The 26,170-nt window shown below is 63.9% G+C and carries 24 protein-coding genes and 1 pseudogene; 12 read left to right on the top strand and 13 right to left on the bottom strand.

What is annotated here, in order from left to right; genetic code table 11:
- Positions 1-11: 11 nt before the first annotated feature.
- On the bottom strand, positions 12-995 hold the full coding sequence (mbfA, locus tag FJW03_RS24400; RefSeq protein ID WP_140765719.1) for an iron exporter MbfA: 984 nt from the start codon (positions 993-995) through the stop codon (positions 12-14).
- Positions 996-1,173: 178 nt separating this feature from the next.
- On the opposite strand from mbfA, the gene FJW03_RS24395 reads away from it, so the two are divergent.
- The 5 genes from FJW03_RS24395 (at position 1,174) to FJW03_RS24375 (ending at position 4,878) form a co-directional block, all read left to right on the top strand.
- Positions 1,174-1,497, top strand: coding sequence for a hypothetical protein (locus FJW03_RS24395; protein WP_140610601.1), 324 nt, complete (start codon positions 1,174-1,176; stop codon positions 1,495-1,497).
- A gap of 170 nt (positions 1,498-1,667) precedes the next feature.
- Positions 1,668-2,651, top strand: coding sequence for a threonine/serine dehydratase (locus FJW03_RS24390; RefSeq protein ID WP_140765717.1), 984 nt, complete (start codon positions 1,668-1,670; stop codon positions 2,649-2,651).
- Positions 2,652-2,801: 150 nt separating this feature from the next.
- The gene (locus FJW03_RS24385; protein WP_140765715.1) at positions 2,802-3,719 is read left to right on the top strand and encodes an NADP-dependent oxidoreductase; all 918 of its coding nucleotides are present in this window, start codon (positions 2,802-2,804) and stop codon (positions 3,717-3,719) included.
- A gap of 473 nt (positions 3,720-4,192) precedes the next feature.
- Positions 4,193-4,516 carry a hypothetical protein gene (locus FJW03_RS24380; protein ID WP_140610648.1) on the top strand — a complete coding sequence of 108 codons (324 nt, stop codon included), beginning with the start codon at positions 4,193-4,195 and terminating at the stop codon, positions 4,514-4,516.
- Positions 4,517-4,653: 137 nt separating this feature from the next.
- Positions 4,654-4,878: a DOPA 4,5-dioxygenase family protein gene (locus FJW03_RS24375; protein WP_226890454.1), complete on the top strand. Its 225-nt coding sequence runs from the start codon at positions 4,654-4,656 to the stop codon at positions 4,876-4,878.
- 265 nt (positions 4,879-5,143) lie between these two features.
- Here the strand turns inward: FJW03_RS24375 and FJW03_RS24370 are convergent.
- From FJW03_RS24370 to FJW03_RS24345, 6 genes and pseudogenes are all read right to left on the bottom strand, one after another.
- Positions 5,144-5,269 (bottom strand): annotated as a pseudogene (locus FJW03_RS24370) (ABC transporter permease); the annotation flags it as partial.
- The gene (locus FJW03_RS24365; protein WP_226890713.1) at positions 5,257-8,730 is read right to left on the bottom strand and encodes an SIR2 family protein; all 3,474 of its coding nucleotides are present in this window, start codon (positions 8,728-8,730) and stop codon (positions 5,257-5,259) included. The pseudogene FJW03_RS24370 and the gene FJW03_RS24365, both read right to left, overlap by 13 nt.
- A gap of 200 nt (positions 8,731-8,930) precedes the next feature.
- Positions 8,931-10,067, bottom strand: a complete 1,137-nt coding sequence (locus tag FJW03_RS24360) for an ABC transporter permease (protein WP_140765711.1) — start codon at positions 10,065-10,067, stop codon at positions 8,931-8,933.
- On the bottom strand, positions 10,064-10,984 hold the full coding sequence (locus FJW03_RS24355; RefSeq protein WP_140765709.1) for an ABC transporter ATP-binding protein: 921 nt from the start codon (positions 10,982-10,984) through the stop codon (positions 10,064-10,066). Before FJW03_RS24355 ends, FJW03_RS24360 begins: the two co-directional genes overlap by 4 nt.
- Positions 10,981-11,934, bottom strand: coding sequence for an HlyD family secretion protein (locus tag FJW03_RS24350; RefSeq protein ID WP_140765707.1), 954 nt, complete (start codon positions 11,932-11,934; stop codon positions 10,981-10,983). The genes FJW03_RS24355 and FJW03_RS24350 overlap by 4 nt, the downstream gene beginning before the upstream one ends.
- Complete coding sequence (locus FJW03_RS24345; protein ID WP_140765705.1) at positions 11,931-12,635, bottom strand: CerR family C-terminal domain-containing protein; 705 nt, start codon at positions 12,633-12,635, stop codon at positions 11,931-11,933. The genes FJW03_RS24350 and FJW03_RS24345 overlap by 4 nt, the downstream gene beginning before the upstream one ends.
- 89 nt (positions 12,636-12,724) lie before the next feature.
- On the opposite strand from FJW03_RS24345, the gene FJW03_RS24340 reads away from it, so the two are divergent.
- The 3 genes from FJW03_RS24340 to FJW03_RS24330 are packed head-to-tail and all read left to right on the top strand — an operon-like array spanning position 12,725 to position 14,800.
- Positions 12,725-13,198 carry a CYTH domain-containing protein gene (locus tag FJW03_RS24340; RefSeq protein WP_140610594.1) on the top strand — a complete coding sequence of 158 codons (474 nt, stop codon included), beginning with the start codon at positions 12,725-12,727 and terminating at the stop codon, positions 13,196-13,198.
- The gene (locus FJW03_RS24335; protein WP_140699192.1) at positions 13,195-14,139 is read left to right on the top strand and encodes a CHAD domain-containing protein; all 945 of its coding nucleotides are present in this window, start codon (positions 13,195-13,197) and stop codon (positions 14,137-14,139) included. The genes FJW03_RS24340 and FJW03_RS24335 overlap by 4 nt, the downstream gene beginning before the upstream one ends.
- A gap of 52 nt (positions 14,140-14,191) precedes the next feature.
- Complete coding sequence (locus FJW03_RS24330) at positions 14,192-14,800, top strand: DNA-3-methyladenine glycosylase (protein ID WP_140610592.1); 609 nt, start codon at positions 14,192-14,194, stop codon at positions 14,798-14,800.
- Positions 14,801-14,845: 45 nt separating this feature from the next.
- Here the strand turns inward: FJW03_RS24330 and FJW03_RS24325 are convergent, their stop codons facing one another.
- From FJW03_RS24325 to FJW03_RS24310, 4 genes are all read right to left on the bottom strand, one after another.
- Complete coding sequence (locus FJW03_RS24325; protein WP_140765703.1) at positions 14,846-16,582, bottom strand: SulP family inorganic anion transporter; 1,737 nt, start codon at positions 16,580-16,582, stop codon at positions 14,846-14,848.
- Between the two features lie 68 nt (positions 16,583-16,650).
- A complete protein-coding gene (locus FJW03_RS24320) occupies positions 16,651-16,929 on the bottom strand; it encodes a helix-turn-helix domain-containing protein (RefSeq protein ID WP_140699183.1) in 279 nt (92 codons plus the stop codon).
- Between the two features lie 95 nt (positions 16,930-17,024).
- Positions 17,025-17,726, bottom strand: a complete 702-nt coding sequence (locus FJW03_RS24315; RefSeq protein WP_140610589.1) for a phosphatase PAP2 family protein — start codon at positions 17,724-17,726, stop codon at positions 17,025-17,027.
- Between the two features lie 28 nt (positions 17,727-17,754).
- The gene (locus FJW03_RS24310) at positions 17,755-18,093 is read right to left on the bottom strand and encodes a hypothetical protein (RefSeq protein WP_140699180.1); all 339 of its coding nucleotides are present in this window, start codon (positions 18,091-18,093) and stop codon (positions 17,755-17,757) included.
- A 170-nt stretch (positions 18,094-18,263) separates the two neighbouring features.
- Here FJW03_RS24310 and FJW03_RS24305 point away from each other — a divergent pair, with 170 nt between their 5' ends.
- A complete protein-coding gene (locus tag FJW03_RS24305) occupies positions 18,264-19,655 on the top strand; it encodes a sensor histidine kinase (protein ID WP_140699177.1) in 1,392 nt (463 codons plus the stop codon).
- Complete coding sequence (locus FJW03_RS24300) at positions 19,652-20,314, top strand: response regulator (RefSeq protein ID WP_140765701.1); 663 nt, start codon at positions 19,652-19,654, stop codon at positions 20,312-20,314. Before FJW03_RS24305 ends, FJW03_RS24300 begins: the two co-directional genes overlap by 4 nt.
- A 105-nt stretch (positions 20,315-20,419) precedes the next feature.
- Here FJW03_RS24300 and FJW03_RS24295 read toward each other — a convergent pair whose 3' ends face one another.
- Entirely contained in the window at positions 20,420-20,938 is a 519-nt protein-coding gene (locus FJW03_RS24295; protein ID WP_140765699.1) for a hypothetical protein, read from the bottom strand.
- A 276-nt stretch (positions 20,939-21,214) separates the two neighbouring features.
- On the opposite strand from FJW03_RS24295, the gene FJW03_RS24290 reads away from it, so the two are divergent.
- Positions 21,215-23,218, top strand: a complete 2,004-nt coding sequence (locus FJW03_RS24290) for a PhoX family protein (protein ID WP_140765697.1) — start codon at positions 21,215-21,217, stop codon at positions 23,216-23,218.
- 292 nt (positions 23,219-23,510) lie between these two features.
- Here FJW03_RS24290 and FJW03_RS24285 read toward each other — a convergent pair whose 3' ends face one another.
- Positions 23,511-24,698 (bottom strand): flavin-containing monooxygenase, encoded by a 1,188-nt coding sequence (locus FJW03_RS24285; protein ID WP_140765695.1) that lies wholly within the window; start codon positions 24,696-24,698, stop codon positions 23,511-23,513.
- Between the two features lie 409 nt (positions 24,699-25,107).
- On the opposite strand from FJW03_RS24285, the gene FJW03_RS24280 reads away from it, so the two are divergent.
- Entirely contained in the window at positions 25,108-26,145 is a 1,038-nt protein-coding gene (locus FJW03_RS24280) for a phosphatidylglycerol lysyltransferase domain-containing protein (RefSeq protein WP_140765693.1), read from the top strand.
- The last annotated feature ends 25 nt before the right edge of the window (positions 26,146-26,170 follow it).

Below are 26,170 nucleotides of genomic sequence, written 5' to 3'. Positions count from 1 at the left end.
CCTCCGCCTATCTATGCATTCCCGATCAGCACGCCGGCCGCGAACACCAGGGCGCCGCCCAGCACCACCTGGAAGGCGGCGCGCAGGAAGGGGGTCTGCATGTAGCGGTTCTGGACGAAGGCGATCGCCCACAATTCGAAGAACACCACCACGGCGGCGACGGCGGTTGCCGTCCAGAAATGCGGGATGAGATAGGGCAGCGCATGGCCAAGGCCGCCCGCCGCCGTCATGACGCCGGTGGTGATGCCGCGCTTAACCGGAGAGCCTCGGCCCGATAGCTTGCCGTCATCGGACGCCACTTCGGTGAAGCCCATCGAGATGCCGGCGCCGATCGAGGCGGCAAGACCGACCAGAAAGGTCTGCCAGGTGTCATGCGTGGCGAAGGCGGCGGCGAAGATCGGGGCCAGTGTCGAGACCGAGCCATCCATCAATCCGGCCAGGCCCGGCTGCACATAGGTGAGGATGAACTGGCGCTGCTCGGTGGCGGCCTCTTCATCCTTCACCTCGCCCGGGACATGCTTCTGTTCGAGGCGCTGCGCCAACGTTTCATGGCCTTGCTCCGCCAAGGCCAGGTGGTCGAGCAATTTCCGCGTCGAGGCATCGGTGGTGCGCTTCGCCGCCTCGACATAGAACAGATAGGCCTGCCGTTCCATCGCCTCGGCCTGGCTGCGCACATGCTCGATGCCGAGCGGCCTTACCAGCCAGTCGGGCTTGCGCTCATAGTACCCCTTCACATGCTCGCGCCGGATCAACGGGATGCGCTCGCCAAAGCGCTTGCGATGAAGCTCGATCAGCGAGTCGCGATGGCCGTCCTCTTCCTTGGCCATCTCCTCGAACACTTTCGCCGATTGCGGAAACCGCTCCGCCAGCCCGTCGGCATAGGCCCGGTAGATGCGGCCATCGTCCTCCTCGGACGAAATTGCCAGCGCCAGGATCTCCTGTTCGGAGAGCGACTCGAAGGGGCGGCGGCCGAAGCCGAAAACACGGGAAAGCATGAGGAAATCACCCTAGTTTAGAATTGTTCTAAACTAGGGTTGTAAGTGGCCCGGGTCAATCGCATGCTTGGCCGCGAGGTCAAGAATTGTTGAAGCGCTCGAGCGTGGGGTGGCCCTTTATTATCGGCAAAGATTCACCTATATAGCTGAACCTAAGACAAGAATGAGGATCCAGCAGATGACGACAAAACATCCCGCACAGCATTTCGATCCGAAGCCCGTCCTCGATCTTATCGCCAGCATCGAGGCGGACCTGCAGAGGCTGAAGGGCCTGGTCGAGCAGGAGGTCGAGAAGTTCGACCCCGCCAATCCGCACAACAAGGCTCCGGATGGCAAGCTGACCGAGGAAGGCGTCGAATGCTGCTACCGCATGTTCGACGAGGGCAAGTCGCGCTATTCGGTCTCACAGCAGATGAAGATCTCGTTTGCCGCCGCCACCCACCGCTTCAACAATTGGCGCAAGCTGGGCGGCACCAAGAGGCAAAGGACGCTGCTGGGTTAGGAGCGGTCAATTCCCGGTCTCGGCGCCGCCCCTCACTGCCCTTGGCAGGTGAGGGGCGGTGCAAACGCCGTTCATGACTCGCCAACTTTGTAACGGTCACATTTTTTCAATGGCACGCCACGTGCCTTTGCGGGCATCATAGAGACACCATCTCTCTTGCTGGACCTCGCATGACCACCCCCACCCTTCCCGGCATCGCCGACATCCGCGCCGCCGCTGCCCGGCTTTCGGGCCTGATTGTCGAAACCCCCCTGATCGAATCGCAGGAGCTGAACAAGCGCTTTGGCGGCCGTATCCTGTTCAAGCCCGAGACGCTGCAGCGCACCGGCTCGTTCAAGTTCCGCGGCGCCTACAACAAGCTGTATTCGCTCAGTGAAGAAGAACGCAGCCGTGGCGTCGTCGCCTTTTCCTCGGGCAATCATGCGCAAGGGGTCGCCGCTTCCGCCGCCATGTTCGGGGTGAAGGCGGTCATCGCCATGCCGGCGGACGCACCGGCGATGAAGATCGGCAATGTCCGCCGGATGGGCGCCGAGGTGGTGCCGTTCGACCGCTTCCGCGATGACCGCATGACCGTGGTTCGCCCCTATCTGGACAAGGGCATGATGCTGGTGCCGCCCTTCGACGATCCGGCCATCATCGCCGGGCAGGGCACGATCGGCCTTGAACTCATGAGGCAGGCCGGGGTGCTCGGCGTCAGCCTCGACGCGGTCATTGTCCCCTGCGGCGGCGGCGGCCTGACCAGCGGCATCTCCGTCGCGGTCAAGGACGCCTCGCCCGGCACCGCGGTCTGGGCGGTGGAGCCGGAGCATTTCGACGACACGCGCCGCTCGCTTGCCGCCGGCGCCCGGGTTTCGAACGAACCGGGCTACAGCTCGATCTGCGACGCGATCCTGACCGCCGAGCCGGGCGCCATCACTTTCGAGATCAACCGCAGGAACCTCGCGGGCGCCATTGCCGTTTCCGACACGGCGACCGCGCAGGCGATGCGCGACGCCATGGCCCACCTCAAGCTGGTGGTCGAACCGGGCGGCTGTGTCGGACTGGCGGCGCTGTCTTCGGGCGGGATCGAACTCGCGGGCAAATGCGTCGCCGTGGTGCTGTCCGGCGGCAATGTCGATTTCGGCACCTATGCCGAAATCATGGCGGCTGCATAAGCGGCGACCAGTTCCGGATTGCACGCGCCGTCGCGCATCTGACGATTGCCGAAGGCCTCGGGACCCCTGCTGGCGAACGTGCCGCCCAAACCCGGGCAGTGGTCGGAAGCCTCTCCACCAAAGAGACAAATGACCGAGGAGGAAACTATCATGAAGGCTATCGTGGTGACGGACCAGGCCGCGGGAACGGCCGGGATGACGCTGGTGGAGCGGCCCGAGCCGCAGGCAGCGATAAACGATGTCGTGGTTCAGGTTCATGCTTCGGGGTTCGTCCCGACCGAGCTGGCGTGGCCCTCGACCTGGACCGATCGCCGCGATCGTGACCGAACGCCGTCGATTGCCGGACACGAGCTGGCCGGCGTGGTCACCGCTCTCGGCTACGGCACGACGGGATTGTCGGTGGGACAGCGGGTGTTCGGCCTCGCCGACTGGTATCGCGACGGCACCCTGGCGCAGTATATCGCCATCGAGGCACGCAACCTCGCGCCGCTGCCGGGCGACGTCGACTTCACGGTGGGCGCGAGCCTGCCGATCTCGGGCCTGACCGCGTGGCAGGGGCTGTTCGAGCACGGCCGCCTCCGGGCCGGGCAGAGCGTCCTCGCCCACGGCGCGGCCGGCGCCGTCGGGTCGATGGTGACGCAACTCGCACGAGAGGCCGGCGCCTACGTCATCGGCACCGGACGCGCCGCCGACCGTCAGGCGGTGCTCGACTTCGGCGCCAACGAGTTCATCGACCTCGACAACGACGCCCTGGAAGACGCCGGCAAGGTCGATCTAGTGTTCGACGTCATCGGCGGCGACATCGGCAAGCGGTCCGCAGGCATGGTTCGGGCCGGAGGAACGCTGGTGTCCGTCGTCGGGCCTGTCGAGGCGCGGCCCGCCGACGGCCTTGCGGTCGACTTCGTTGTCGAGTCCGATCGTGCCCAGCTCAGCGAGATCGGCCAGCGGGTGCGGGACGGACGGCTGCGCACGAACATAGGCAACGTCTCGTCCCTCGACGATGCCATCGCCGCCTTCAACGCGACCGAGCGGCGCAAGGGAAAGACGATCATCTGCGTTCGTCCGTGAGGACTTGGGGATGGCGCAAAATGGCCTCAGAATCGTGGCCAGCCACGCCAGCATCACGCACCTGACGATCGCGGAAGAACTTGGTCCGCAGTTGGCGAACGTGCCGGCGAGAATGGGGCAATGGATAGGAGGCTTGGTGCCGAGGAGCGACGACTTTCAGAAGTCAGGATGCTCAAGTTGTCGCGCGGCTGGGACCACTTTGGGGCCGCAAGCCGACTGTCCGTAATCGGAGGCAGGCTGGGGAACTCGATCATGCGGCGGCGCGGCGCGGCTCGTCCTATCGGCTTCACAGGTGAGTCGGCTAATGACATGCCCCGGCACCTTGCGGCGGCGCCGGAGCGTTTGTGAACGATTGACGACAAGATTTCACAAAAAGGTGTCGACTCTCAACGGAACGTCGATCGGACCGATGGGTTCTGCCCATGTCGGACACGATCCGGCAAAAGCCGAAAAACGAAGATGGAGTACCTCCCATGCTTACAAAAATCCTCGCAGCCTCGGCCCTCACTATCGGCCTTGCGACGGCGGCGCTGGCCCAGGATGCCGGCGCTTATAACGCAAACACCGGGGCAACTTCCGGGACCCACCAGCCAAGGCACCATGCAAGACGGGTGCTCGTCGATCCAAGCACCACCTCCAGCATTGGCATCGTTGGGACGAGCTCGGATTATATGAATTCGAATGCCGATCAAAATTGCCCCGCAGGCCCGCAGGGGGCAAACCCGGAAACACCCAATGCCAGCGGCAGGCCGCCGAAGGCGCCACCATCGGTGAATGGCCACCATTGCGGCCAGTAACGGCGCCGCGGCAACAGGGGGGGGGGTAGCGAGTGCAGGCACCCCCCGCCGCTGCGGTTTTCGGGGCTACGCGGCCTCTTCCGAGTGTCGGGGCTTGGTGTAGAGTCCCCCGGGGATCATCGAAGGGGAACATCGAAGTGAACGAAAAAGCCGGTCCGAGGCCGCTTTCGGAAATCGCCAGCTATCACGCCCACATCTATTACGACGGTCCGGCCGAGCGGCAGCACGCCGAATGGCTGCGTCTTCGCATCGGCGAACGTTTCCGCGTGCGCCTGGGCAATTGGCGCGACGAGCCCGTCTGCCCGCATGAGCAGGCCATTTACTGGGTCTCGTTTGAGGGCCGAACATTCCAGGAATTGTGAGGCGGCAACCTCTCCACAGTCAATTAATTGCCGTCCTTAGGCGTCGTCAGTTTTCACACGAAGCTCTGATGTTGTGAAGATTTTGATGGTTGGCAAGCATGGCTGCTTTTGGGGAACCATTGGAGCCAACCAAATGACCGCAATGGGCGCAAAGCAGTCATGCCTGCTCCGGCTTAGAACGTGCCCTTCATCAATATCCGGTTCTGGCTACCGCGACGTACCGTTTCGACCCACTCACGCCCGCCCAGCGGCTTGTCCCCCGCCCCTAGTCCAGCGTCCGCCTGAAGCGCACCAGGGCCACCCCGGCAAACAGCCCCACGAACACCACCAGCCAGCCGATCTCGGTCGCCACCGCCGGCAGCTGCGCGCCCTTCAGCATCACCGCGCGGGTGGAGCCGCGGCCGTCGTCAATGCCTGGAATTTATGCGTACCGGCCAATGCTGGCTCTGCCGCTCGGATACGGTCAAGGACCGGTTGTAGGCCAAATACCGATCCCGGAGGTGGCGCTCCAACCACTGCGCTTACGAGGTCAAGCATCTTTGCCGGTGCTGATGTGAAAAGGAGATTGTCGACATCTGAGAGCGAATAGACGCTCGTGCCGCGATCTGTGTTCCCAGGCTGAACGAAGGGCAGAATGACGTCGATAGCTACCGGGAAAGCTTCTCCTGTAGCCCGCAAGATCTGTGGCAGTTTGAAGGTAGATTGGCCCGTCTGCATCTCGATATCGAGCGGCCATATCCCTTGGAACACCGGGCCGACAATGTCTCGCCAACGTGCGAGCTTTTCCTCAGGCGCGGCAGCTTCCATTTCCCCCGCCAAACGATGCCCGACGGATCGAAGCACGGCGGGACTCGCCTGCCGCAATGCTGCCCGCGCCTCGGCTGCGGAGAGCGCATAGCCAGCATCGTCCTTGCGGTTGGCGATCAGAATAGTGGGTAGCCATTCCACATAGATATTGATTGCTTCCTCTGGCATGTCGGCTTTGCCGAAAAGCTGCAGAAAGGGCGCCTTAGTGACGGCAAAGAGCTCTGGTGTTCCGATGTAGCGCGAAAAGCGCCGCGCGCACCAGGCAGCGGCGGCATCGGGAGAAGCCCAATCGAACAACGGAATGATGTTTGCTGCCGTCCATGTTGGCGCACGATCGAATAGAGTGGTGACCTCAACGGCCAGGCGCACGCGCGCCAGCAAGCCATTTCGGGCCGGCATCTGAACCGCCGCCTCAAGGCGCGGCCTGATGTTCGTGGCGAATGCAGGCTCATTCTCCGATGTCGGAAGTTTTCTCAAAAGAACTTCAGTCAAACGACCGATTGGGACGTTCAATGCCTGGTCAAGCAATCTGAGCAGGATGTCTTCGTCGTTGTCGTTTGCGGGCTCTATCCCTGCGAAAATTCTATCCCACACAGCCCAAATTGGCTTTTCAAGCGCGAGCGCCTCTGGTTTTTCAAGCCAGCTCGACGCTTGCTTTGCGATTGTGGAAAAACTCGCGTCGGGCCAAGCAAGCAGCCGCCACGCGACCCGGGCCGGCGCATCAGCGTCGGTGAATGTCTTCGGCGACCACAAAAGCTGTTGCCATGCATCAACGCGCCAGGAGTTTATATCGGCCTCAGCTTCAAGACCACGTAGCGCGCGGTCAGGGTCATTTTGGCAAAGGGCGCGCCATGTCTGTCCCCCTTCGAACCGCCCTTCGGCATCGAGTCCCAACGCCGTGGCGACGAGGTCCTGATCCGAAACGTCCTCAAGCTGGTCAACGTTACCCTCCTCGCCCGATCCTGACTCGCTCCAACTATTGAAGCCGGCTTGGGCGGCCGGGCGCAGTCCCCATTGTGTCCATCGCGCTTCGATCTCCTCAAACACCGCACATGTCGCGCCCGAGAATTGGATGCCATCACGGATTAGGTTTCCGATCAGGTCGTAGCGGCTTCGGTCTTGATAGCGGGCGACGTCGCTGCCTTCGCGAAACCACTCCGATGGCGGTCCGCTGCGAAGGCGCGCTTCAAGCTCATCTCGAACCTCCGCATTGAGTTCGGCCCAGCGCGAGCGAAGAAGCCGATAAACCTCGACGGTTCCGCCAGTTAGAAAAAGCTCGCCCGCTGGCAGAGCTTGCAGCACAACGCCGGCCAAATCGGGACCGATAGCGTTGCTTGTACATGCGAACATCGCCAACCGATGGTTCAGGCGGTGCGGGCAGGCAATCCAGCGCGGCACAAAGGCGCGGGCGCGAGCAATGTCTTTATCCGCCAGCCGCGACCATATCTCGGCGACGACCCGAACGATCGGCAAGAAGCCCTTCCGATAGGCGTTCTGCGGATGGTCCGCAACGGATGGCACGTCCCCGTCTGTCGTCCCGTAACCTGTGTTCGATTCAACGCCAATCTCGATGGCATCGTTCAGGGTTGCATCGAGGGTATGGCAAAGTGACTGCAGAAGTTGCTCGTCCACAGCGGCGGGCGAATCAGCTGACCAGGCCTGGACCACTTCGCTGATCTGGATGTCTTCGTCGGGCTCATAGCCGATGGACATTAGATCGCTGGGGGTTTGAGGCGCGTCCGGTCTGTCGTCATGCAAAAAGAAACGCTTGGTGATTTTAACGTGAGGTCTCAGCAGGCTTGTCAGGCGCTCGACCATATCTGCGGAGCGCTCACCCTGATTGAGGCGGGGCAGCAGTTCGTACCAGCCGTGCATCGCAAGCCCATGCTTCACGTTCCGCATGTGCCTAATGATCAGAGTCCAACTCAGGCGCAAATAATCTGGCAAAGATGTCGGATGTCGATTCAGTCGGTATTCAAGCAGGTCGGCTGTTTCCGGTCCAAACAGGCCGAGGCTTTCGACAATCTGGACAACGGCCGTGGAAGCATCGAGATTTCGTTCGATCCATGTCGCGAGCCACCGATCATCGAACCTCACCAGTTTTAGTTCCGCCAGCAAAGACAGCCGTGACAAGGAAGGATTATTAGCCACAAGCGACGCATGAGTGTCAGCACGTCCCAAGCAGAATTTTAGCTGGGACTTTTCGAACTCGCTGGTGTCTTGAGGAGGCTTCGCCAGAATCGCCCTGATCCGCTCGCGCTCAAAGTCAGCCGGCTGAACTGCATACTTCGCCCATTCGTCGAGCGTCCCGTAGAGTTCATCATGTGTGGCAAACTCGATCGGGATAACGCCCTTTGCCCGCCACTGCGCCGCAGAGCCGTTGGACGACCTCTCAAGCGCATAAATTTTGTTCAGATCGGGAAAACGCTCCCGGTCGACGTCCAAGCTTTCGAGAAGCAGGCGAAGCGCTGCGTCCTCGGCACGGTAGCCGACCAGAACCAAGGTGGACGTACGCATGCGATCTTCAACGTATCGCGACGCCCATCCGTCACGAAGGTAAGCGTCGCCGAAATCGGCGCTTGTGAGGATGAGGTCGGTTTCGGCAAGTCCGAGTTTGGCATCGGCGAGGCGCCCATGCAAATGATGAATCCCGAAATCGCGCGGGCCACCGGGTTTCGGCAGCGCCTTACCTGCTTCACTGACTACGGGAAGCTTGCGTTCGGCGAGAGCTCGCTCAAAGAGCGTATCGAAGTTCGTTGTAAGTATCCGGCTTCTTCCGCCTCGATCCTGGGAGAGGGTAAGTACGGATGCATGAGCCGAAAGCTCGACATTGCTCGGCACCCGCAGCTGATTTGCGCAGGCAACGCGGACAGGCGAGCCGACAGTGCCAGGCCGATGTAAGCGCTTCTCTAGCACTCGCAACGTACGGTCATACTCGGACTTGTCGTAGGCGTCCTTCTCTGGTGGATCGTGTTCGAATGTCTCGCCAAGCTCCTCGTAGATAAGATCGGTAAGTCTTTTGAAGGACGGCAAACCAACTCGCATTGAAATTCCTGCGCCGCATAGAAATACCATCCGCCCTGCCAGCGCGTCGGTGACTAACTCGTCGGGAATGTCAGCAGTTGTTTCAAGGAATTTCATTGTGCGGTTGCCCGATGCCCTATCAGTCTGCTGCCCACACTAAATCAGGCGCGAACGAAACACGAACGCTCCAACGCTCCGCCCGGCGCACCTTCTTCCACCCTCTAATCCAGCGTCCGCCTGAACCGCACCAGCGCTACGCCGGCAAACAGCGCCACGAACACCACCAGCCAGCCGATCTCGGTCGCCACCGCCGGCAGCTGTGCGCCCTTCAGCATCACCGCGCGGGTGATGCGCAGGAAATGCGTCAGCGGGAAGATTTCGCCGAAAATCTGCGCCCAGCCGGGCATGCCGCGATAGGGGAACATGAAGCCCGACAGCATGATCGAGGGCAGGAAGAAGAAGAAGGTCAGCTGCAGCGCCTGCATCTGCGTGCGGGCGATCGTCGAAATCGTGTAGCCGAGCAGCACCAGCGCCAGCACGAAGACCAGCACGGCGCTGAGCAGCAGCGATATCGAGCCGGCGAAGGGAATGGCAAACAGCAGCTTCGAGGCCGCCAGCACCACCAGCACCTGCACCGCGCCGACCGCCAGATAGGGCAGCACCTTGCCCATCATGATTTCCAGCGGGCTGGACGGCATCGCAAGCAGGTTCTCCATCGTGCCGCGCTCGGTCTCGCGCGTCAGCGCGATCGAGGTCATCATCACCATCGTCATCTGCAGGATGACGCCGAGCAGGCCGGGCACGATGTTGTATTGCGAGATGCCTTCCGGGTTGTAGCGCCGGTGCACCACCACATCGAGCTGGCCCCTGGCGGCCTCGGCGGCGGCCTCCTGCATGCCCTGGGCTCTGAGCAACGCCTGGCCGGCGACGGTGCCGAGCGTCGAGATGGCGCCGCTGGCCACCGCCGGGTCGGTGGCGTCGGCCTCGATCAGGATTTGCGGCTTGTCGCCGCGCTCCACCCGCCGGCCGAAATCGGCCGGGATGGTGACAACGAAGGCAACGTCGCCGCGCGCCATCAGGAACTCGGCCTCCTCGGCACTTTGCGCGACATGGTCGAAGCGGTAATAGCCGGTGGTCTGCAGCGCCGAGACCATGGCGCGCGTATAGGGATCGCTGCTGGTCGCCACCAGCGCCGCCGGCAGGCTCTTCGGATCGTTGTTGATGGCGTAGCCGAACAGCACCAGCTGGATCAGCGGCACGCCCAGCATCATGGCGAAGGTGATGCGGTCGCGCCGCATCTGGATGAACTCCTTGATCAGCAGCGCGCCGAGCCTGGCGAAGGAAAAGACGTCGTTCATGCCATGTTGTCCTTCGAGCCGGACATGAACTGGATGAAGACGTCCTCGAGGCTGGTTTCGCCCGGCGCCACCGTCACGCCCTTGTATTGCTTCTCGACATCGGCGAGCGCCGTTTCGAGCTTCTTCTTGTCGGAGCCGACGACATGCAGCGCCGCGCCGAACGGCGCCACCTGGTCGACGCCGGGGCGGCCCTGCAGCGCTTCCGCCACCTTGTCCAGACGGGGGCCCTCGACCACGAACGTGGTCAGCCCGGCATTCTTCACCACTTCCGCGACGGTGCCGGTGGCCAGCATCTTGCCGTAGGAGATGTAGCTGATGCGGTGGCAGCGCTCGGCTTCATCCATGTAGTGGGTGGAGACCAGCACCGTGAGACCGCCGCTGGCAAGGTGATGGATCTCGTCCCAGAATTCGCGCCGCGCTTTCGGGTCGACGCCGGCCGTCGGCTCGTCGAGCAAAAGCAGCTTCGGTTTGTGCATGATGCAGGCGGCCAGCGCCAGCCGCTGCTTCCAGCCGCCGGACAATGTGCCGGCCAACTGGTTGCGGCGGCTGGCCAGCCCAAGCTCATCGAGTGTCTTGGCGACGTACTCTTCAACCGGCTTCAACTGGTAGAGCCGCGCCACGAATTCGAGGTTCTCGCCGATCGTCAGATCCTCGTAGAACGAGAATCTCTGCGTCATGTAGCCGACTTCGCGCTTGATCCGGAGCGAGTCGGTGCGAATGTTGAACCCCAGCACCGTGCCTTCGCCCTCGTCCGGCGTCAGCAGGCCGCACATGATGCGGATGGTCGTGGTCTTGCCCGAACCGTTGGGGCCGAGGAAGCCGACGATCTCGCCTTCGGCGACCGCCATCGTCACATGGTCGACGACAGTCTTGTCGCCGAACCGCTTGACCAGGCCATGAACGTTGATGACATTCATTTCGCCGTTTCCGCGAGATCGACGTCGACGATCTGGCCGGGCTGCAGCAGACCCGCATCGCCCTCCGGCCGCGCCTCGACGAGATAGACCAGCTTCTGCCGGTTCTCGAGCGAATAGATCACCGGCGGCGTGAATTCGGGGTCGGGCGAGACATAGCTGACGCGCGCCTTTACGTCCGGGCCGCAACCGTCGCAACGAACGCTGAGCAGGCTGCCGACCTTGACGGAAGCGAAGGCGGTTTCCGGTATATAGACGCTGAGCTTGACCGCGCCGTCGGGCAGCATGGAGATGACAGGCGCCGTCGGCCCGGCTGTGTCGCCTGGATTGCGGATGACATCGTTGACGCGGCCGGGCGACGGCGCTGCCAGCACCCGTTTCGACAGCCGCCACTCGGCCTGTTGCAGTGCGGCCCGCGCCTGCTTGACCTGATTGTCGGCGGCCTTGATCGTCTCGGCGCGCGCCGGCAGGCCGCCGACGGCGAGATTGGCCTCAGCCTGCCCGACCTGGGCGTTGGCGGTCTCCAGCGTCGCCGAAGCCGTGTCGTAATCGGCCTGCGTGCCGGTGCCGCGCTTGAACAGATCGGCGGCACGGTCGTATTTTCGCTTTGCGTCGTCGGCCTGCGCCTTGGCCATGTCGACCTGAGCCTTGAGCGCGGCGATTTCCTCCGGCCGCTTGCCGACCTGCAGGTCGGCAAGCTGTGCCTGCGCCTGCGCGAGGCTTGCCTCGGCCTGCGCCACCGCGATCCTGGCGTCGGCGCTTTCCAGCGTCACCACCGTCGTGCCGGGCGTGACGCGATCGCCGCGCTTCACGGCAACGCCCTCGACCTGCGCCACCTCGATCGGCGCCAGCAGCACATAATCGCCTTCGACATAGCCGACGGCCAGCGGGGCGGTGGGCGCACAGGCCCCGAAAAGCTGCGCGGCGAGCGGCAACGAACACAGCAAGCTCATGGTCTTTGCCCCTTCATCCCGGTCCCTTTTCTGGCGGCCAGCATGGCGCTGAGGTTGTCCGTCGTGACCGCCACGACCTTGGCGGCCTCGGCGGCGCCGATGTCATGCCAGCCCATGCGGCGCATCACCGCTTCGCGGCCGATGCGGAAATAGATGACCTGGCCGATCAGCGTGAACACGGTCAGCCGGGTCCGTTCGCTTTCGGCCGGCTCGCCGGTCGCCTGCTCCCAGATCACGCACAGCCGGCGATGCGTCGGCTCGAAGACGCCGTCGTAGATGCGGTCGAGCGCAGCCGTCGGATGCGACAGCTCGCGCAGCACGAATTGCACGATCTCGCCGGCCTGCGGCTGCGCCACGATAAAACCGACCATCTGCTCCAGCGCGGCGAAAAGCTGCGCGCGCGCCGCCTCCGGATCGCTTGCCGCTTCCGGCTGGCCATTGCCCAGTGCCTGGCCGGCGACCGACTGGATAATCTCGACGATATAGTCGGCGGCGGCAGTGCGAAGGCCTTCCTTGCCGCCGAAATGATAAGCGATCGAACCGATATTTGCTTGCGCTTCCGCCGCGATCTCGCGGGTCGAGGTGCCGTCGAAACCCTGCCCACCGAACAGTTTCAGCGCCGCGCGGACAAGCGCGGCGCGCGTCAGCTCCGCCGGGGCTGGCTGGCGGCGCGGAGTTCCGGTGACCGGCGACTTTACCATGCCAGACTTTAATCAATCGATTGATTAAAGTCAACTCGTGTACCTGGCCATCTTGCCATCGCCCGCGGCAGACGCTTTAGTGCGCGGTCATGGGCAAGGAAGTCGAGCGCAAGTTCCTGGTCTCCAGCACCGCGTGGCGGGATCTGGTCGAGGCGGATATCCGCATTCTCCAGTTCTACCTCGCCACCGCACCTGGACGAACCGTCCGCATCCGCATCAGCGATGGCGCCTCCGCCAAGCTGACGCTCAAATTCGGGCACGCGGCGCGTGAGCGGGACGAATTCGAATACCCGATCCCGTTGGCCGACGCGCTGGAGATGCTGGACTTCGCCATCGGACGTGTCATCGAGAAGACACGACACCATGTTAGGCATCGCGGCTATCTCTATGAAGTCGACGTCTTTGGTGGCGCGCTCGCGGGACTTGTGGTGGCCGAACTCGAGACGCCGGAAGACGTGCCGGACGAAATGCTGCCAGACTGGCTCGGCCGAGAAGTCACCGGCGAGCAGAAATTTTACAACGCGTCGCTCGCCCTCGGGGGGATTCCGGAGATCGCCGCATGAGCTTTCGCATCGATCCGCGCCTGCCGTTGACCGCTGAGGTCAGGCGCATCCTTGCCGAAGAAATCGGCAAAGCACTCCTGCATCTGGACACGGCGCGCAGCCGGCCGGAACAGGGAGTGCACAAATGCCGCAAGCGGATCAAGAGCGCGCGCGCCTTGCTGCGGCTTGTTCATTCCGGGAACGAAACATTCTGCACGACCGAGAACCATTGTTACCGGAATGTGGCGGCGCTGCTTGCCGGCCCCCGTGAGGCGACGGCGCTGATCGAGACCATCGACCGGCTGGCGGCAGATTTTCACAAGGAAAGCGCCAATGGCGGGCTCGATGCCGTGCGCGACAGGCTGGTCGCCCGCCAGCATGATCTGCTTGAGGGCGCTGGGCTTCGGGCCGCAATCGGCGCGGCGACCGCTGCCTGTGAGGACGGCATGAAGCGGATCGAAAGTCTTGCCTTGCCCGACCAGCCGGAACAGGCCGCCGACGTGCTTGCCGAAGGCGCCCGTACCGCGTTGCGCCGGGCCAGGAAGGCGCTCGACAAAGCCGGCTCGCGCGGCGAAGCCGACGATTTCCACGACCTGCGCAAGGCGGCCAAGGCGCATGGCATGCACCTCTCGCTGCTGGGCAGGCTTTGGCCGACGCCGATCAAGGCGCGGCGCAAGGCCGTCGATGCGCTGGGCGATCGGCTCGGCGAATTGCATGACGTGTTCGTCATGCGCGCGCTGCTCGAGACCGACGGCGAGCCGCTTGGGCCGCCGGAGGATACAAAGCTTCTCGGCAAGCTGCTGAAGCGTTCGGAAAAGAGCCTGAGGAAAACCTGTCTTGCCGAGGCCTCCGAACTCTTCGGCGACAGCCCCAAGCACTCGACGAAAAAACTGGCCCGCAAGGCGCGCGACGATCTTGCCAGCGCTCCGTCTCCGGAGGATTTGGCTGCTGCGGGGGCTTGACCGCGGAAGGACTTCGATCCGCGGATCGAACAACCGTCGGGTTGTGGCGACCGTGAAGCACAGGGACAATCACCGGCCGATCGGCCGCGCGGACTTGCCGAACGATACCGTGTCCCTCGCCCGCACTCTTATCGGCAAGGTGGTGGTGCGCGACTTGCCGGAAGGCAGGGTCAGCGGCCGCATCGTCGAGACCGAGGCCTATGTCGCCGGCGATGCCGCCGGGCACGGCTATCGGGGGATGACCCCGCGCAACCGCTCGCTGTTCCTCGAGCGGGGGCACGCCTATGTCTATCTTGCCTATGGCGTCTCCTACATGCTGAATGTCTCGAGCGACATGCCGGGGATCGGTACCGGCGTGCTGATCCGGGCCCTCGAGCCACTGGAAGGTATCGCGATCATGCGGCTGAACCGTCGTGTCGAGCGGTTGCGCGATCTGGCGCGCGGGCCCGGGAGACTGGCTGCGGCATTGCGTATCGATCGTTCACTCGACGGGCTCGACCTGTGCCAGGAAGGCCCGCTATGGCTCGCAAGCGATGATCACGAGCCCGGCGAAATCGCGGAGAGCCCCAGGATCGGCATTTCGAAGGATGCCGACCGGCTGCTGCGATTCTATCTCAGGGGCAGTCCCTTCGTCAGCGGTCCGAGATCGCTCAACCGGTGAGAGAGGGCCGACGCCGCCCTCCAACGAAGAGTTCTGAACGCAAAGCTACCGCGCCTCTTGTTTCCCAGCCAGCTGTGCCCGCGCGTCTCGGATCGAGGCGGCGTAGGTCACCAGCGGCCGCTTGACGCCGTGGTTGATCAGCATGCGCCGTATCCGCGGCGACGCACCTGATATGATGAAGCGCACACCGGCGCGCCTGGCCTTGTGGGCCGCACTTTCGATGACATTGGCCGCCGTCGAATCGAAGAGCGGCACGGCGGAACAGTCGAGGATGAAGTTGCGACGCTGGTCGGCGATGCGGTCGAGCACGCTGCCGACGGTGGAGGCGGCGCCGAAGAAGAATGCGCCCGAGATACGGTAGACGACGGTGTCGGCGTCGCTCGCCTCGCTGGAATCATAGGCCCCGGCGCCGTTGATGCGATCGGCGACGTCGTCCTGCGCCAGATCCGCCTCGACCGCGACCGACTTGGCCATGCGGTCGATGAACAGGATCGAGCCGAGCGCGAAGCCGACGACGATGCCTTCGGTCAGGTCGCGGAAGACGACGATGAGGAAGGTCGCCATCAGCACCAGCGCATCGCCGCGCGACGCGCGCAGCAGCGCGGCGAAGGCCTGTTTTTCGAACATGTTCCAACAGACCACCGCCAGCACACCGGCAAGGGCCGAGAGCGGGATGTAGCTGGCGAGCGGTGCCGCCACCAGCATCAGCGCGAGCAGGATCGCCGAATGCACCATGCCCGAGACCGGCCCGTGCGCGCCGGCGCGCACATTGGTGGCGGTGCGGGCAATGGTGCCGGTGGCGCAGATGCCGCCGAACAGGGCAGAGGCGATGTTGGCGAAGCCCTGCGCCACCAGCTCGCAATTCGACCGGTGCCGCCGGCCCGTCATGCCGTCGGCGACGACGGCCGACAGCAGCGACTCGATGGCGCCGAGCAGCGCGAAAGCGATAGCGTCCGGCAGGACGTCGATCATCCTGTCGAGGCCGACCGGCGGCAGGCCAGGCCATTGCAGGCTGCGCGGGATGCCGCCATAGCGCGTGCCGATCGTCTCGGCAGGCAGCGCAAGCAGCGCCACGGCGAGCGAGGCGAGCCCGATGGCGATCAGCATGGCCGGCCATTTCGGCCGCCAGCGCTTCAGCAAGGCGATGGTCGCGATGGTCAGCAGCGCCACGAAGGTCGCGGCGGGGTTGATCGTGCCGGCCGCCTCGCCAAGCGCGATCAGTTTTGGCACGAACGGTCCGGGCTCCTTGCCCGGCAAGGTCAATCCGAACAGTTCGACGATCTGGCCGGAGAAGATGATGACGGCAATGCCGGCGGTGAAGCCGACGGTGACCGGATAGGGGATGAACTTGATGTAGGTGCCGAGCCGGAGGTAGCCGATGGCGAGCAGGAACACACCGGCCATCATCGTCGCCAGCAGCAAGCCGTCAACGCCGACGCGGGCAACCGTGGCCGCCACCAGCACGATGAAGGCGCCGGCCGGCCCCCCGATCTGGAAACGGCTGCCGCCCAATGCCGAGATGATGAAGCCGCCGACGATGGAGGTGTAGAGGCCACGCTCCGGCGTCACGCCCGATGCAATCGCGATTGCCATCGACAGCGGCAGCGCAACGATGGCGACCGTCAGGCCGGACATGACGTCGGCCTTGAATTGCGGCAGGTGGTAACCCTCCCGCCAGACCGTCACGAGTTTCGGCGTGAACAATTCGGAAAATGTCGGCTTTGCCGGCCCATGGGCCGCCTTATGGGCCGATTGATGCCCTGCCCGCCGTGTCTGATCCATGGACTGCCTTCCGCACCCTGAAAGGCGGCGGGATCGTCGGCAGGACTGTCGGCGGTCGCCGTCGCGACTTATGCCGGCTCAGCCTTGGGATCCGGCGGCGCGGCGGGCTTGAGGCGCACGCCCCTGCCGCCGCGTTCGCTGGCCTGGTTCTCGCCGATCAATTCCACCCCGGCCTCGTCGAGAGCCTGGATGACCTTCATCAGCGTATCGACCACGCCCCTGACCACGCCGTCGCTCGCTTCCATGCGTTGGATGGTCGGAAGCGAGACGCCGGCGCGCTCGGCGAGTGTCTTCTGGTCGATGCCCGCCAACGCCCTTGCGGCGCGCATCTGCGCGGCAGTGATCATCGGCCTGAACCCATGTCTGAGTCTGCAGACATAACGTATAATACCGTCATTGTGATGTTTCAAGCATCAGAAGGCATAGTTCAACCATGTGAAGATCACTCACTTTCGCCGACCACACTGCGCCGCTGCAGGAGCCGCGCGGCCAACCAGCATAGCGTCGCCCAGGCGAAGCCCGCGCACCAGCCTGCCAGCACATCCGACGGCCAGTGGACGCCGAGATAGATGCGGCTGACGCCGACCAGCACCGTCGTCAGCACGGCGAGTGCCAGGACATAGACCTTGGTCGCCCGGCCATGCAGGAAACGCGCCGCGAGCGAACCCAGCGTGAGATAGGTCACCGCCGACAGCATGGCGTGGCCACTGGGGAAGGAAAGCGACGTTTCGCTGACCAGATGCGAGACGAGCTCGGGCCGAGGCCTGTCGATGCCGACTTTCAAAAGACTCGACAGAACCTGGCCACCCGCCACGGCGACGAAGATGAGAAGTGCGGTCCCCGGCCTGCGGATCAGCAGCAGATAGATGATCGTCGCCGCTGTGATCAGCACCAGCACGCTGGAGCTGCCAAGGCTCGTGATGTCGCGCATCGCCCCTTCCAGCCACGGCGGACCAACCGGAACGCCGGGCTGGCCCGCCTGGCGGAAAGCCAGCAGGATTTCCGTGTCGAAGCCGTGCGGCGCGGTCGCCCGCGCCACCTCCGTCAGCTCCACGAAGCCCCACAGCCCGCCAGCGATGACGAGGCCAGCCAGGAGGACCGGAAATTCGATCCGGTTGAGCAGGGTGCCCACGGTGTCTTTCATCGGGCCTGTGTCGCCGTCTTCATCTTGATCATCGCCCCTGCAGATAGGGCCCGAGCGTGATCAGCGCCACGGCGGCAACCGCCAGCACGATGCCGGTCGCCTGCAACGCGTTGACGCGCTCGCCAAAGAACAGCAGCGCCACGACGTTGACCGAGACCAGCTGGATGACCGCCGATAGGCTGAACGACACCGACATGCCGAATTCGCGGATAAGCCGCAGCATGATCAGGTTGCCCAGCGAATAGAGCGCCAGGGTCAGCAGGATCTTGCCCAGGCTCGGCGCCAATCCCCATTGCTTGGCGGCGGTTGCCGCCAAAAGGAAGATCACCGTTGAAAAGCCAAGCTGGAGCAGTCCCGAGAAACTCACGTCCCATCCCCCTCGAAGCGGTGCCCGCCATGTGTGTCGCGGCTCTTGTTTCCGAAGCGCGCCAGGACGTCAAGCGACGTCGTTCGAACGAAGGTCTTGGCAAGGGCAAGGCTGAAGCTCAATGTGCAGCCACCGCCCGGCCTGTTGATAGAGGGGGTGGCCAGGAGCCGATGATTCGTATTCTTCAGAACTTGGCGCGGCGCTGGAGCGAGCTTTCCCTTGCCGTGCAATTCCTCGTTGCCGGCGGCTTTGGCCTTCTGGCCATCATGCTGGTGGTGGGCTTCTGGGTGACGATGCAAATCAGGGACGGCGTCATCCGCAATTCGGCCGCCACGACCGCACTTTATGTGGACAGCGTGATCGCGCCACTGCTGCCGGACCTGCGCAAGAGCGAGGAGCTGAGCGAGTCCGTCAAGCAGGCGCTCGACGAGACCCTTGGCCAGGGCGCGCTCGGCAAACGCCTTGTGTCGTTCAGGCTCTGGCGGCGCGACGGCACCGTGCTCTATGCGAAGAACGCGGCCTTGATCGGCCGCCGCTTCGATCTGAGCGACAATCTGCGTTCCGCATTCCAAGGCAGCGTCACCGCCCAACTCGACACGTTCGATGGCAATGAAAGCAAGGAGCAGGCTGTCGGCGTACCGCTGCTGGAGATCTACAATCCGGTGCGCGAACCCTGGTCCGGCGACGTGGTGGCCGTCACCGAATTCTTCGAGGTTGCGGGCGATTTCAAAGCCACGCTGGCTTCCGCCCTGCTGTCGAGCTGGCTGATCGTGGCCGGCACCACCTTGACGGCGTTCCTGCTGCTGTCTGGCATCGTCCTGCGCGGCAGCCGCACCATCGACGATCAGCGCGGGGCGCTGCGCCGCCAGGTGTCCGAGCTGCAAGGCCTGGTGGCGCAGAACAGCGCCTTGCGCCACCGCGTGCAGCGGGCGTCGCGCCGCGCGACCGCGCTCAACGAAAGATATCTGCGCCGGATCGGCGCCGACCTCCATGACGGTCCGGCCCAGCTCGTGGCCCTGGCGGCGCTGCGCATGGACAGTCCGGTGTTTTCCGGCGACGGCCACTGGGGCGAAAGCCGCTCGACCGAGGTCGCGATGATCCGCAAGACGCTGGAGGATGCGATGCGCGAAATACGCGGCATCTGCACCGGCCTCGTGCTGCCGCAGATAGAGACGGCCGCTACCACGGATATATTGCGGCTGGCCGTCAACGAACACGAGCGCCGGACGGGAACCTCGGTGACGCTCAAATTGCCTGGACATTTGCCCGAGCCCGGCGCCTCTGAGAAGATCAGTATCTATCGTTTCGTGCAGGAAGGGCTGAACAACGCCTATCGCCACGGACAGGGCAAAGATCAGGTGGTGCGTGCCGAGATGAAAAATGGCAGGCTTTTCGTGGAAGTTTCGGATGGCGGACCAGGCTTCGATCCGGCGCGGGCGGAGGGGCTGGGGCTCGCTGGCCTGCGGGAACGGGTCGAGAGCATTGGCGGCCAGTTCGAGACCTTGAGCGGGCCGCAAGGCACGCGGTTGGTGATCAGTTTGTCGGTCGAGGAGCAAGCATGATTGGCGCTATTCGCATTGCCATTGTCGATGATCATCCGCTTTTTCGCGAAGGTGTGACGCGCAGCCTGTCGGAGATCGGAGGCTTCGAAATGGTCGGCGAGGGCGCGACCGCGCAGGATGCGGAACGCCTCGCTTCGACGGTGCGGCCCGACATATTGCTGCTCGACATCTCCATGCCGGGCGGCGGACTGGCGGCGGTTGCAAACATCCTCGCCGACCATCCTGCCCAGAAGATCGTCATGCTGACCGTTTCAGAGGCCAATACCGATGTGACCAAGGCCCTGAACGCAGGGGTGCGCGGCTATGTCCTCAAAGGTATCGGATCGCGCGCGCTCGCCGATATCCTGCGCAATGTGGCGGCCGGCGAGAGCTATCTTTCACCGACGCTGTCGGCCCGGCTGCTTTCCGATCTCCAGTCCCTGCAGCCGGCCGACGGCACGACGGACCGCCTGCGGCAACTCACCGGGAGGCAGACGGAAATCCTGCGGCTGGTGGCCGAGGGGCTCAGCAACAAGGAAGTTGCCTTGCGGCTGGATCTGCAGGAAAAGACAGTCAAACACCACATGACCGGGGTGCTGTCGAAACTCAACGTGCGAAACCGCACGGAAGCGGCCCTCATGATGCGCGAGTTTCGCGACCGCGACAGGAACCGCCCATAGCGATCGCGATACGGGAAACCGCGCGAGGCCGGTCAAAAAAGAGGTCACCTCCGCCGGGGGCGGCGGAGGTGACATGCGAAACTGACCGTTGCCTGTTGGCCAGCCTCACAAGGCCTTGAGACGGCTGATATCGGCCGGCGTAACCCGGCGGTCGATGATCGTGCGACCGAGGGCATCCTCCATCCTGAAACGGCCGTTCTCGATCTTTTCCGTTATGCCGTCCGGATGCTGGACCATGATCTTCTTGCCATCCACGTCGACCTTGTCGCCGGTCGCCGTATTGACGTGACTGCTGGCGCCCTGGTCGTTCTGGCCGGTGCCGGATCCTGGATTGCCGCTACCGTCGTCACCACTACCCGTTCCTGAATTGTTGCCGCTATTCCCGCTGTTGCCGTTGCCATTCCCGCTGTTGCCGCCGCCACTGTTGCCGCCGTTCCCGCCGTTGCCATTGCCGCCGTTACCACCGTTGCCGTTCCCGCCGCCCTTGCCGGCCTGTGCGCTGGCAGCGTAGAGGCCGGGAGCGAAACCATGAAAGGCAATGTGATAGGGAGCGATGGTCAGCGCCAGCGCGGATGCCGATCCGAGCGCCAACCGGAAACAGCGGGTCGTGATCGATCTTCGCATCCTGGTCTCCGTCGATTGAGCCGGCGCGCCCACCCTCAACGTTGCAGCCAACATCGCCGAAAGACGTAGTAGCCGGAAGCGGCCTCCGACCGTTGCGGTTGTCCTCCAGGACCTTTGCAAGCGCAAGCTCGGACCAAAGTCCGAGATTCGAGTGAACACCCTGCACCAGGCAAGCACCAGAACAGGCATAATGTCACGAAAATGTGATCAGCCGACTGTAAGGCGTCGAACAGGCACCCAAGCTCCAGCGACTCCAACAGCCAGAGGCAAGCCCGCATGACCGAACAGCGCTTCTCCGATGCCCGATTCCGCACCAGTCTGCTCGAGGAAAACGAAGGACCGGCCATCAACCCCACCGACAACCGCACCATGGGCGAGATTATCGCCGCGCGGTTCTCGCGCCGGGGTTTCCTGAAGGGGTCGCTCGCGGTCTCGGCGATCGCCGCCACCGTCAGTCCGCTGGCCATGATCGCCGCGGACGACGCCCGCGCCGCGGAAGGCTCCGCCTTCAGATTCGACGAGCTTGAGGCCGGCATCGACGACAAGCACCATGTCGCGCCGGGCTATGACGCCGACGTGCTGCTGCGCTGGGGCGACCCGCTGTTCGCCGATTCGCCGGAATTCGATCCGACCAAACAGTCGGCCGAGGCCCAGGCAAAACAGTTCGGCTACAACAACGACTATGTCGGCTACATCCCGATCGAGAGCTCCGCCGAGCATGGCCTGCTGGTCGTCAATCACGAATACACCAACCCGCATCTGATGTTCCCCGGGATCGTCAAGATCGTCGAGAAGGACGGCAAGAAGGCAGCCGAGGTCGCACCGCTGAGCAAAGAGCAGGTCGATGTCGAGATGGCGGCACATGGCGGCACGATCGTCGAGATCCGCAAGGTGTCGGGCAAATGGCAAGTGGTGCGCGACGGCAAGCTGAACCGCCGCATCACTTCCAGCACCGAAATGGCGCTGTCCGGACCGGTCGCCGGCCATGACCGCGTCAAGACCAATGCCGACCCATCCGGCACGAAGGTTCTCGGCACCGTCAACAACTGCGCCGGCGGCGTCACGCCCTGGGGCACCTATGTCATGGCCGAGGAGAACATCCACGGCTATTTCTCCGGCGAACTGCCGGAGGGCCACAAGGAAGCGGCCAACTACAAGCGCCTCGGCATCCCGGAAGGCGCCTATGAGTGGGGCGCGCATTACGACCGCTTCAACCTCGCCAAGGAGCCGAACGAGCCGAACCGTTTCGGCTGGGTCGTCGAGGTCGACGTCGACGATCCGAATTCGACGCCGAAGAAGCGCACCGCCATGGGCCGCTTCAAGCATGAGGGCGCCGAATCGATCGTCGCCAAGGACGGCCGCGTGGTCTTTTATCTCGGCGACGACGAGCGCTTCGACTATGTCTACAAATTCGTCACCAAGGGAACCTTCAACGCCAGCGACCGCTTGGCCAACAAGGACCTGCTTGACGACGGCACGCTGCATGTCGCCAAATTCGCCGAGGACGGCACGGTGGAATGGCTGCCGATCGTCTTCGGCCAAGGCCCGCTGACGGCCGAAAACGGCTTTGCCGGCCAGGCCGATGTGCTGATCGAAACGCGCCGCGCGGCCGACCTGCTCGGCGCAACCAAGATGGACCGGCCAGAAGACATCCAGCCCAATGCCGTCAACGGCAAGGTCTATGTCATGCTGACCAACAACTCCAAGCGCAAGGCCGACCAGCTCGATGCCGCCAACCCGCGCGCCGCGAACGCCTTTGGCCACATCATCGAGATATCAGAGAGCGACGGCGATTTCGCCGCCACCAAGGGCAAGTGGGAAGTGCTGCTGAAATGCGGCGATCATTCCGTCGCCGATGTCGGCGCCACCTTCTCGACCGCGACGACGGCCAATGGCTGGTTCGGCATGCCCGACAATTGCGCGGTCGATTCGGCCGGACGTCTGTGGGTCGCCACCGACGGCCAGGGCCCGAAGGCCACCGGCCGCACCGACGGCCTGTGGGCGGTCGACACCGAAGGCGCGGCGCGCGCGACCTCGAAACTGTTCTTCCGCGTGCCGATCGGCGCCGAAATGTGCGGCCCGCTGTTTGCGCCCGACGACCAGACCGCCTTCGTTGCCGTCCAGCATCCGGGCGATGGCGGCGAAGACTGGGAAGCCTTTGGCCGCCCCTCCTACTATGAGGATCCGTCGACACGCTGGCCCGATTTCAAGCCCGAAATGCCGGTGCGGCCGGCGGTCGTCGTCATCACCAAACAGGGCGGCGGCAAGATCGCCGTCTGAGTTCAGCTGAAAACTCTGAAGGAGGGGTTCGGGATCCGAAGCCCCTCCTCTTTCGCATGGAGTTTGCTCAAGCCTCGGGAAAGACCGGCAATTTACACGTGGCGCCCCAGGTCCTGTCGAGGGAGACCGTCGCCATGCCGAAATCTGTCCATGACCGTGGCCTGCTCAAACCCGCCGAAATGGCCACCTTGCAACGCGTGTTCGACGAGGCCTGCCGCCGGCGCGACGTGCATCCAGAACCCCCCGAGGCGCGCGAGATCGCGCGCCCGGTTGCCGGCTCCCCGGGCCCGGATCAGCGCGACGCGCCGAATGGATGGCGGGAGCCGGCGATCCGGCCGGCGATCGCCTTGCCCAATATGGCGGCGTTGGCGAAACAGCCGCGAATGCTCGGCCGCATGCCGGTGAACCAGAGGCCGGGCAGTTTCGGATCGTTTTCAGCGCCGTTGAAGAGCGGAACGCCCTTGCCGTCGAGCACGTCAAGACTGCCGACCATGCGCTCCAGCCCGGTGCGATAGCCCGTCGCGGCAATGACGATGTCGGGATCGATCAGTCTGCCATCGGCCAGGATCACGCCGTCCGGGGTGAACTCCCTTATTGCCGGGACCACGACGATCTTGCCCGATTTGATGGCGCTGACGGCGCCGTCGTCCGCGGCGATCGCAGTGTAGTCCGAGGTCAGGCGGCTGGCGCCGCCCGCCGGCGCGGGCGGCACGCCGAATTTGGTGAGGTCGCCGAAAACCAGGCGCTGCGTCAGCGCCATCACCGCATCGGCAACACGCAGCGGCAAGCGCGCCATGAGCGGCGAGAGCCGGTGCACGGCGATCTTGCCGATCCGCTTGGGCAGAAGGGCGGGGCCGTTGCGGGCCGACAGCCATAGAGCCGCCGTATCGACGCCCGCCAGATGATTGAGGGCATCGAAGCCCGAATTGCCGGCGCCGACGACCAGCACCTTCTTGCTGGCATAGGTGTTGGCGTCGCCAAAATCCGCCGAATGGATGATCCGGCCCGTGAACGCCTGCATGCCCGTCCAATGCGGCGTGAAAGGCTCCCTGTCGCGGCCGGTGGCGACAACGATATGACGTGCGAGGCGCGAGCCGGCGCTGGTGCGCACCGCCCAGTGGTCGCCCATGAACATGATGGTCTCGACGGCGACGCCAAACTCCACCGGCAGCCGGTTCGCCTCACGGAAATCGTTCATATGGCGGATAACGACCTTCCTGGGAGGGAAGGCTGGGGTACCCTTGGGAAAGGCAAGGCCGGGCAGCGCCGACAGATCGCGATGGGTGTTGAGATGCAGTTGCTGGTGGCGCCGGTGCCAGGGCTCGGCCAGCCGGCTCTCCTTTTCGAGGATCGCCGTCGGCACACCAGCCTTGATCAACGCCTGCGCGACGGCCAATCCGGCGGCGCCGGCGCCAACGACGATCGCCGGCTCGACCGCCACCAACTGCTCCGCCATTGTTCCGGTCGCCGTATCAGCCATTCACTCTCAAAACCCATTCAACCGCCGCGGCATCCCGCAAACTGGCAGGACGCTGTAACCGTTTGATCGCGCGCGGACCCACACAGCGGATCGGTGCCGGTCGCGCAAGCCCTGCGCCGAAGCATTCCGCCCCAGCCGGAAACAGCGGATCGCGGAAATGCGGTCAAAACAATGACATGGGCAGATTACCCGCTTCTGTCCGATTAGATACAGTCCTATATGGCATATGGGCGGCATCGGCGATAATCAGGTCGCGGCAATGTGATTGATTCGAGGTGGAGGATCTCGTTACCGACGCAGGAATTCGAAACCACGATCGTTTTCGGCTTCCCGCGAAAAATCAGACGCCACGGCGTGGCTTGCTGGTCCTTGGGACACGCAGCGCCACACACGGCACGCGGAATCGACCATGCCCTCCTTGCGTATCTATTTCGACAATATCCTCGAGGGTGCCTCGCCGAAGGTCGAGCGCCAGACGCTGACGCATGTCGAACGGCTGGCGATGGTCCGTCGCCATGGCGACTTCTCGCTCGCCTATTCCACTGCCGTGCAGGGCAAGCTTTCCTACTTTGGCGACGCCGATGGCTACATCGCCTTCGGCACCAAGATGAGGCATCATTTCGCGCTCGGCGACCCAGTGGCGGCGCCGGCGCGCCGGCCCGACTACATCAGGCGCTTTGTCGAGACCGCCGGCGACCCGTGGTTCGTGCAGATCGGCGAGGAGACCGCACGCGTGCTGGCCGGGCTCGGCTACAAGATCAATCGGCTGGGCATCGACACTCGCCTGCCGCTACCCGGGCACGACTTTTCCGGCAAGCGCAACGAAACGGTGCGCTATTCCGAGCGTTGGCTGTTGAAGAAGGGGTTTTCCTTCGACGAGGACAAACGCACCATCTTTCTCGACGAGATCGCCCGGCTCTCCCAAAATTGGCGCGGCGACCGCATCGTCAAGCGCTGGGAGATGGGTTTTCTCAACCGACCGTTTTACGATCAGCTCGGCACCGACATGCGCCGGTTCGTGCTGCACGGTCCCGATGGCGAACTGATCGCGCTGCTCGACTTCGACCCGCTGTTCGCCGACGGCAAGTTGATCGGCTACACCACCGCGTTCAAGCGCAAGCATGTCGATGCCTCGCCGCATGCCGAGATCGGGCTGACCAAATTCGCCGTCGACCGGTTTCGCGAAGAGGGTGCTTCCGTGGTCACGCTTGGCCTGTCGCCACTGGTCGATATAGGACCAAGCGGATTTGCCGAAAGCGCGTTCTGGCGCAACACCTTCCAGCGCGCCTACGACTCGCCCTGGGTCAACCGCCGCAGGTTCAACCTGCAGGGCCAGGCGGCGTTCAAGCGACGCTTCCATGGCGTGGAAGAGCCGGTCTACATCGCCTTCCGCGAGGGCGCCTATATCGAGATGCTGGGCTTGCTGCGGCTGGTCAAGGCTATTTGACGTCTGCGGGAACCGGCTTCTGCGA

The sequence above is a fragment of the Mesorhizobium sp. B4-1-4 genome, from assembly GCF_006439395.2.
Classification (GTDB): Bacteria; Pseudomonadota; Alphaproteobacteria; order Rhizobiales; family Rhizobiaceae; genus Mesorhizobium.
The sequence above is the reverse complement of the archived record's forward strand: the minus strand, read 5'-3'. Positions and strand labels throughout refer to the sequence as shown.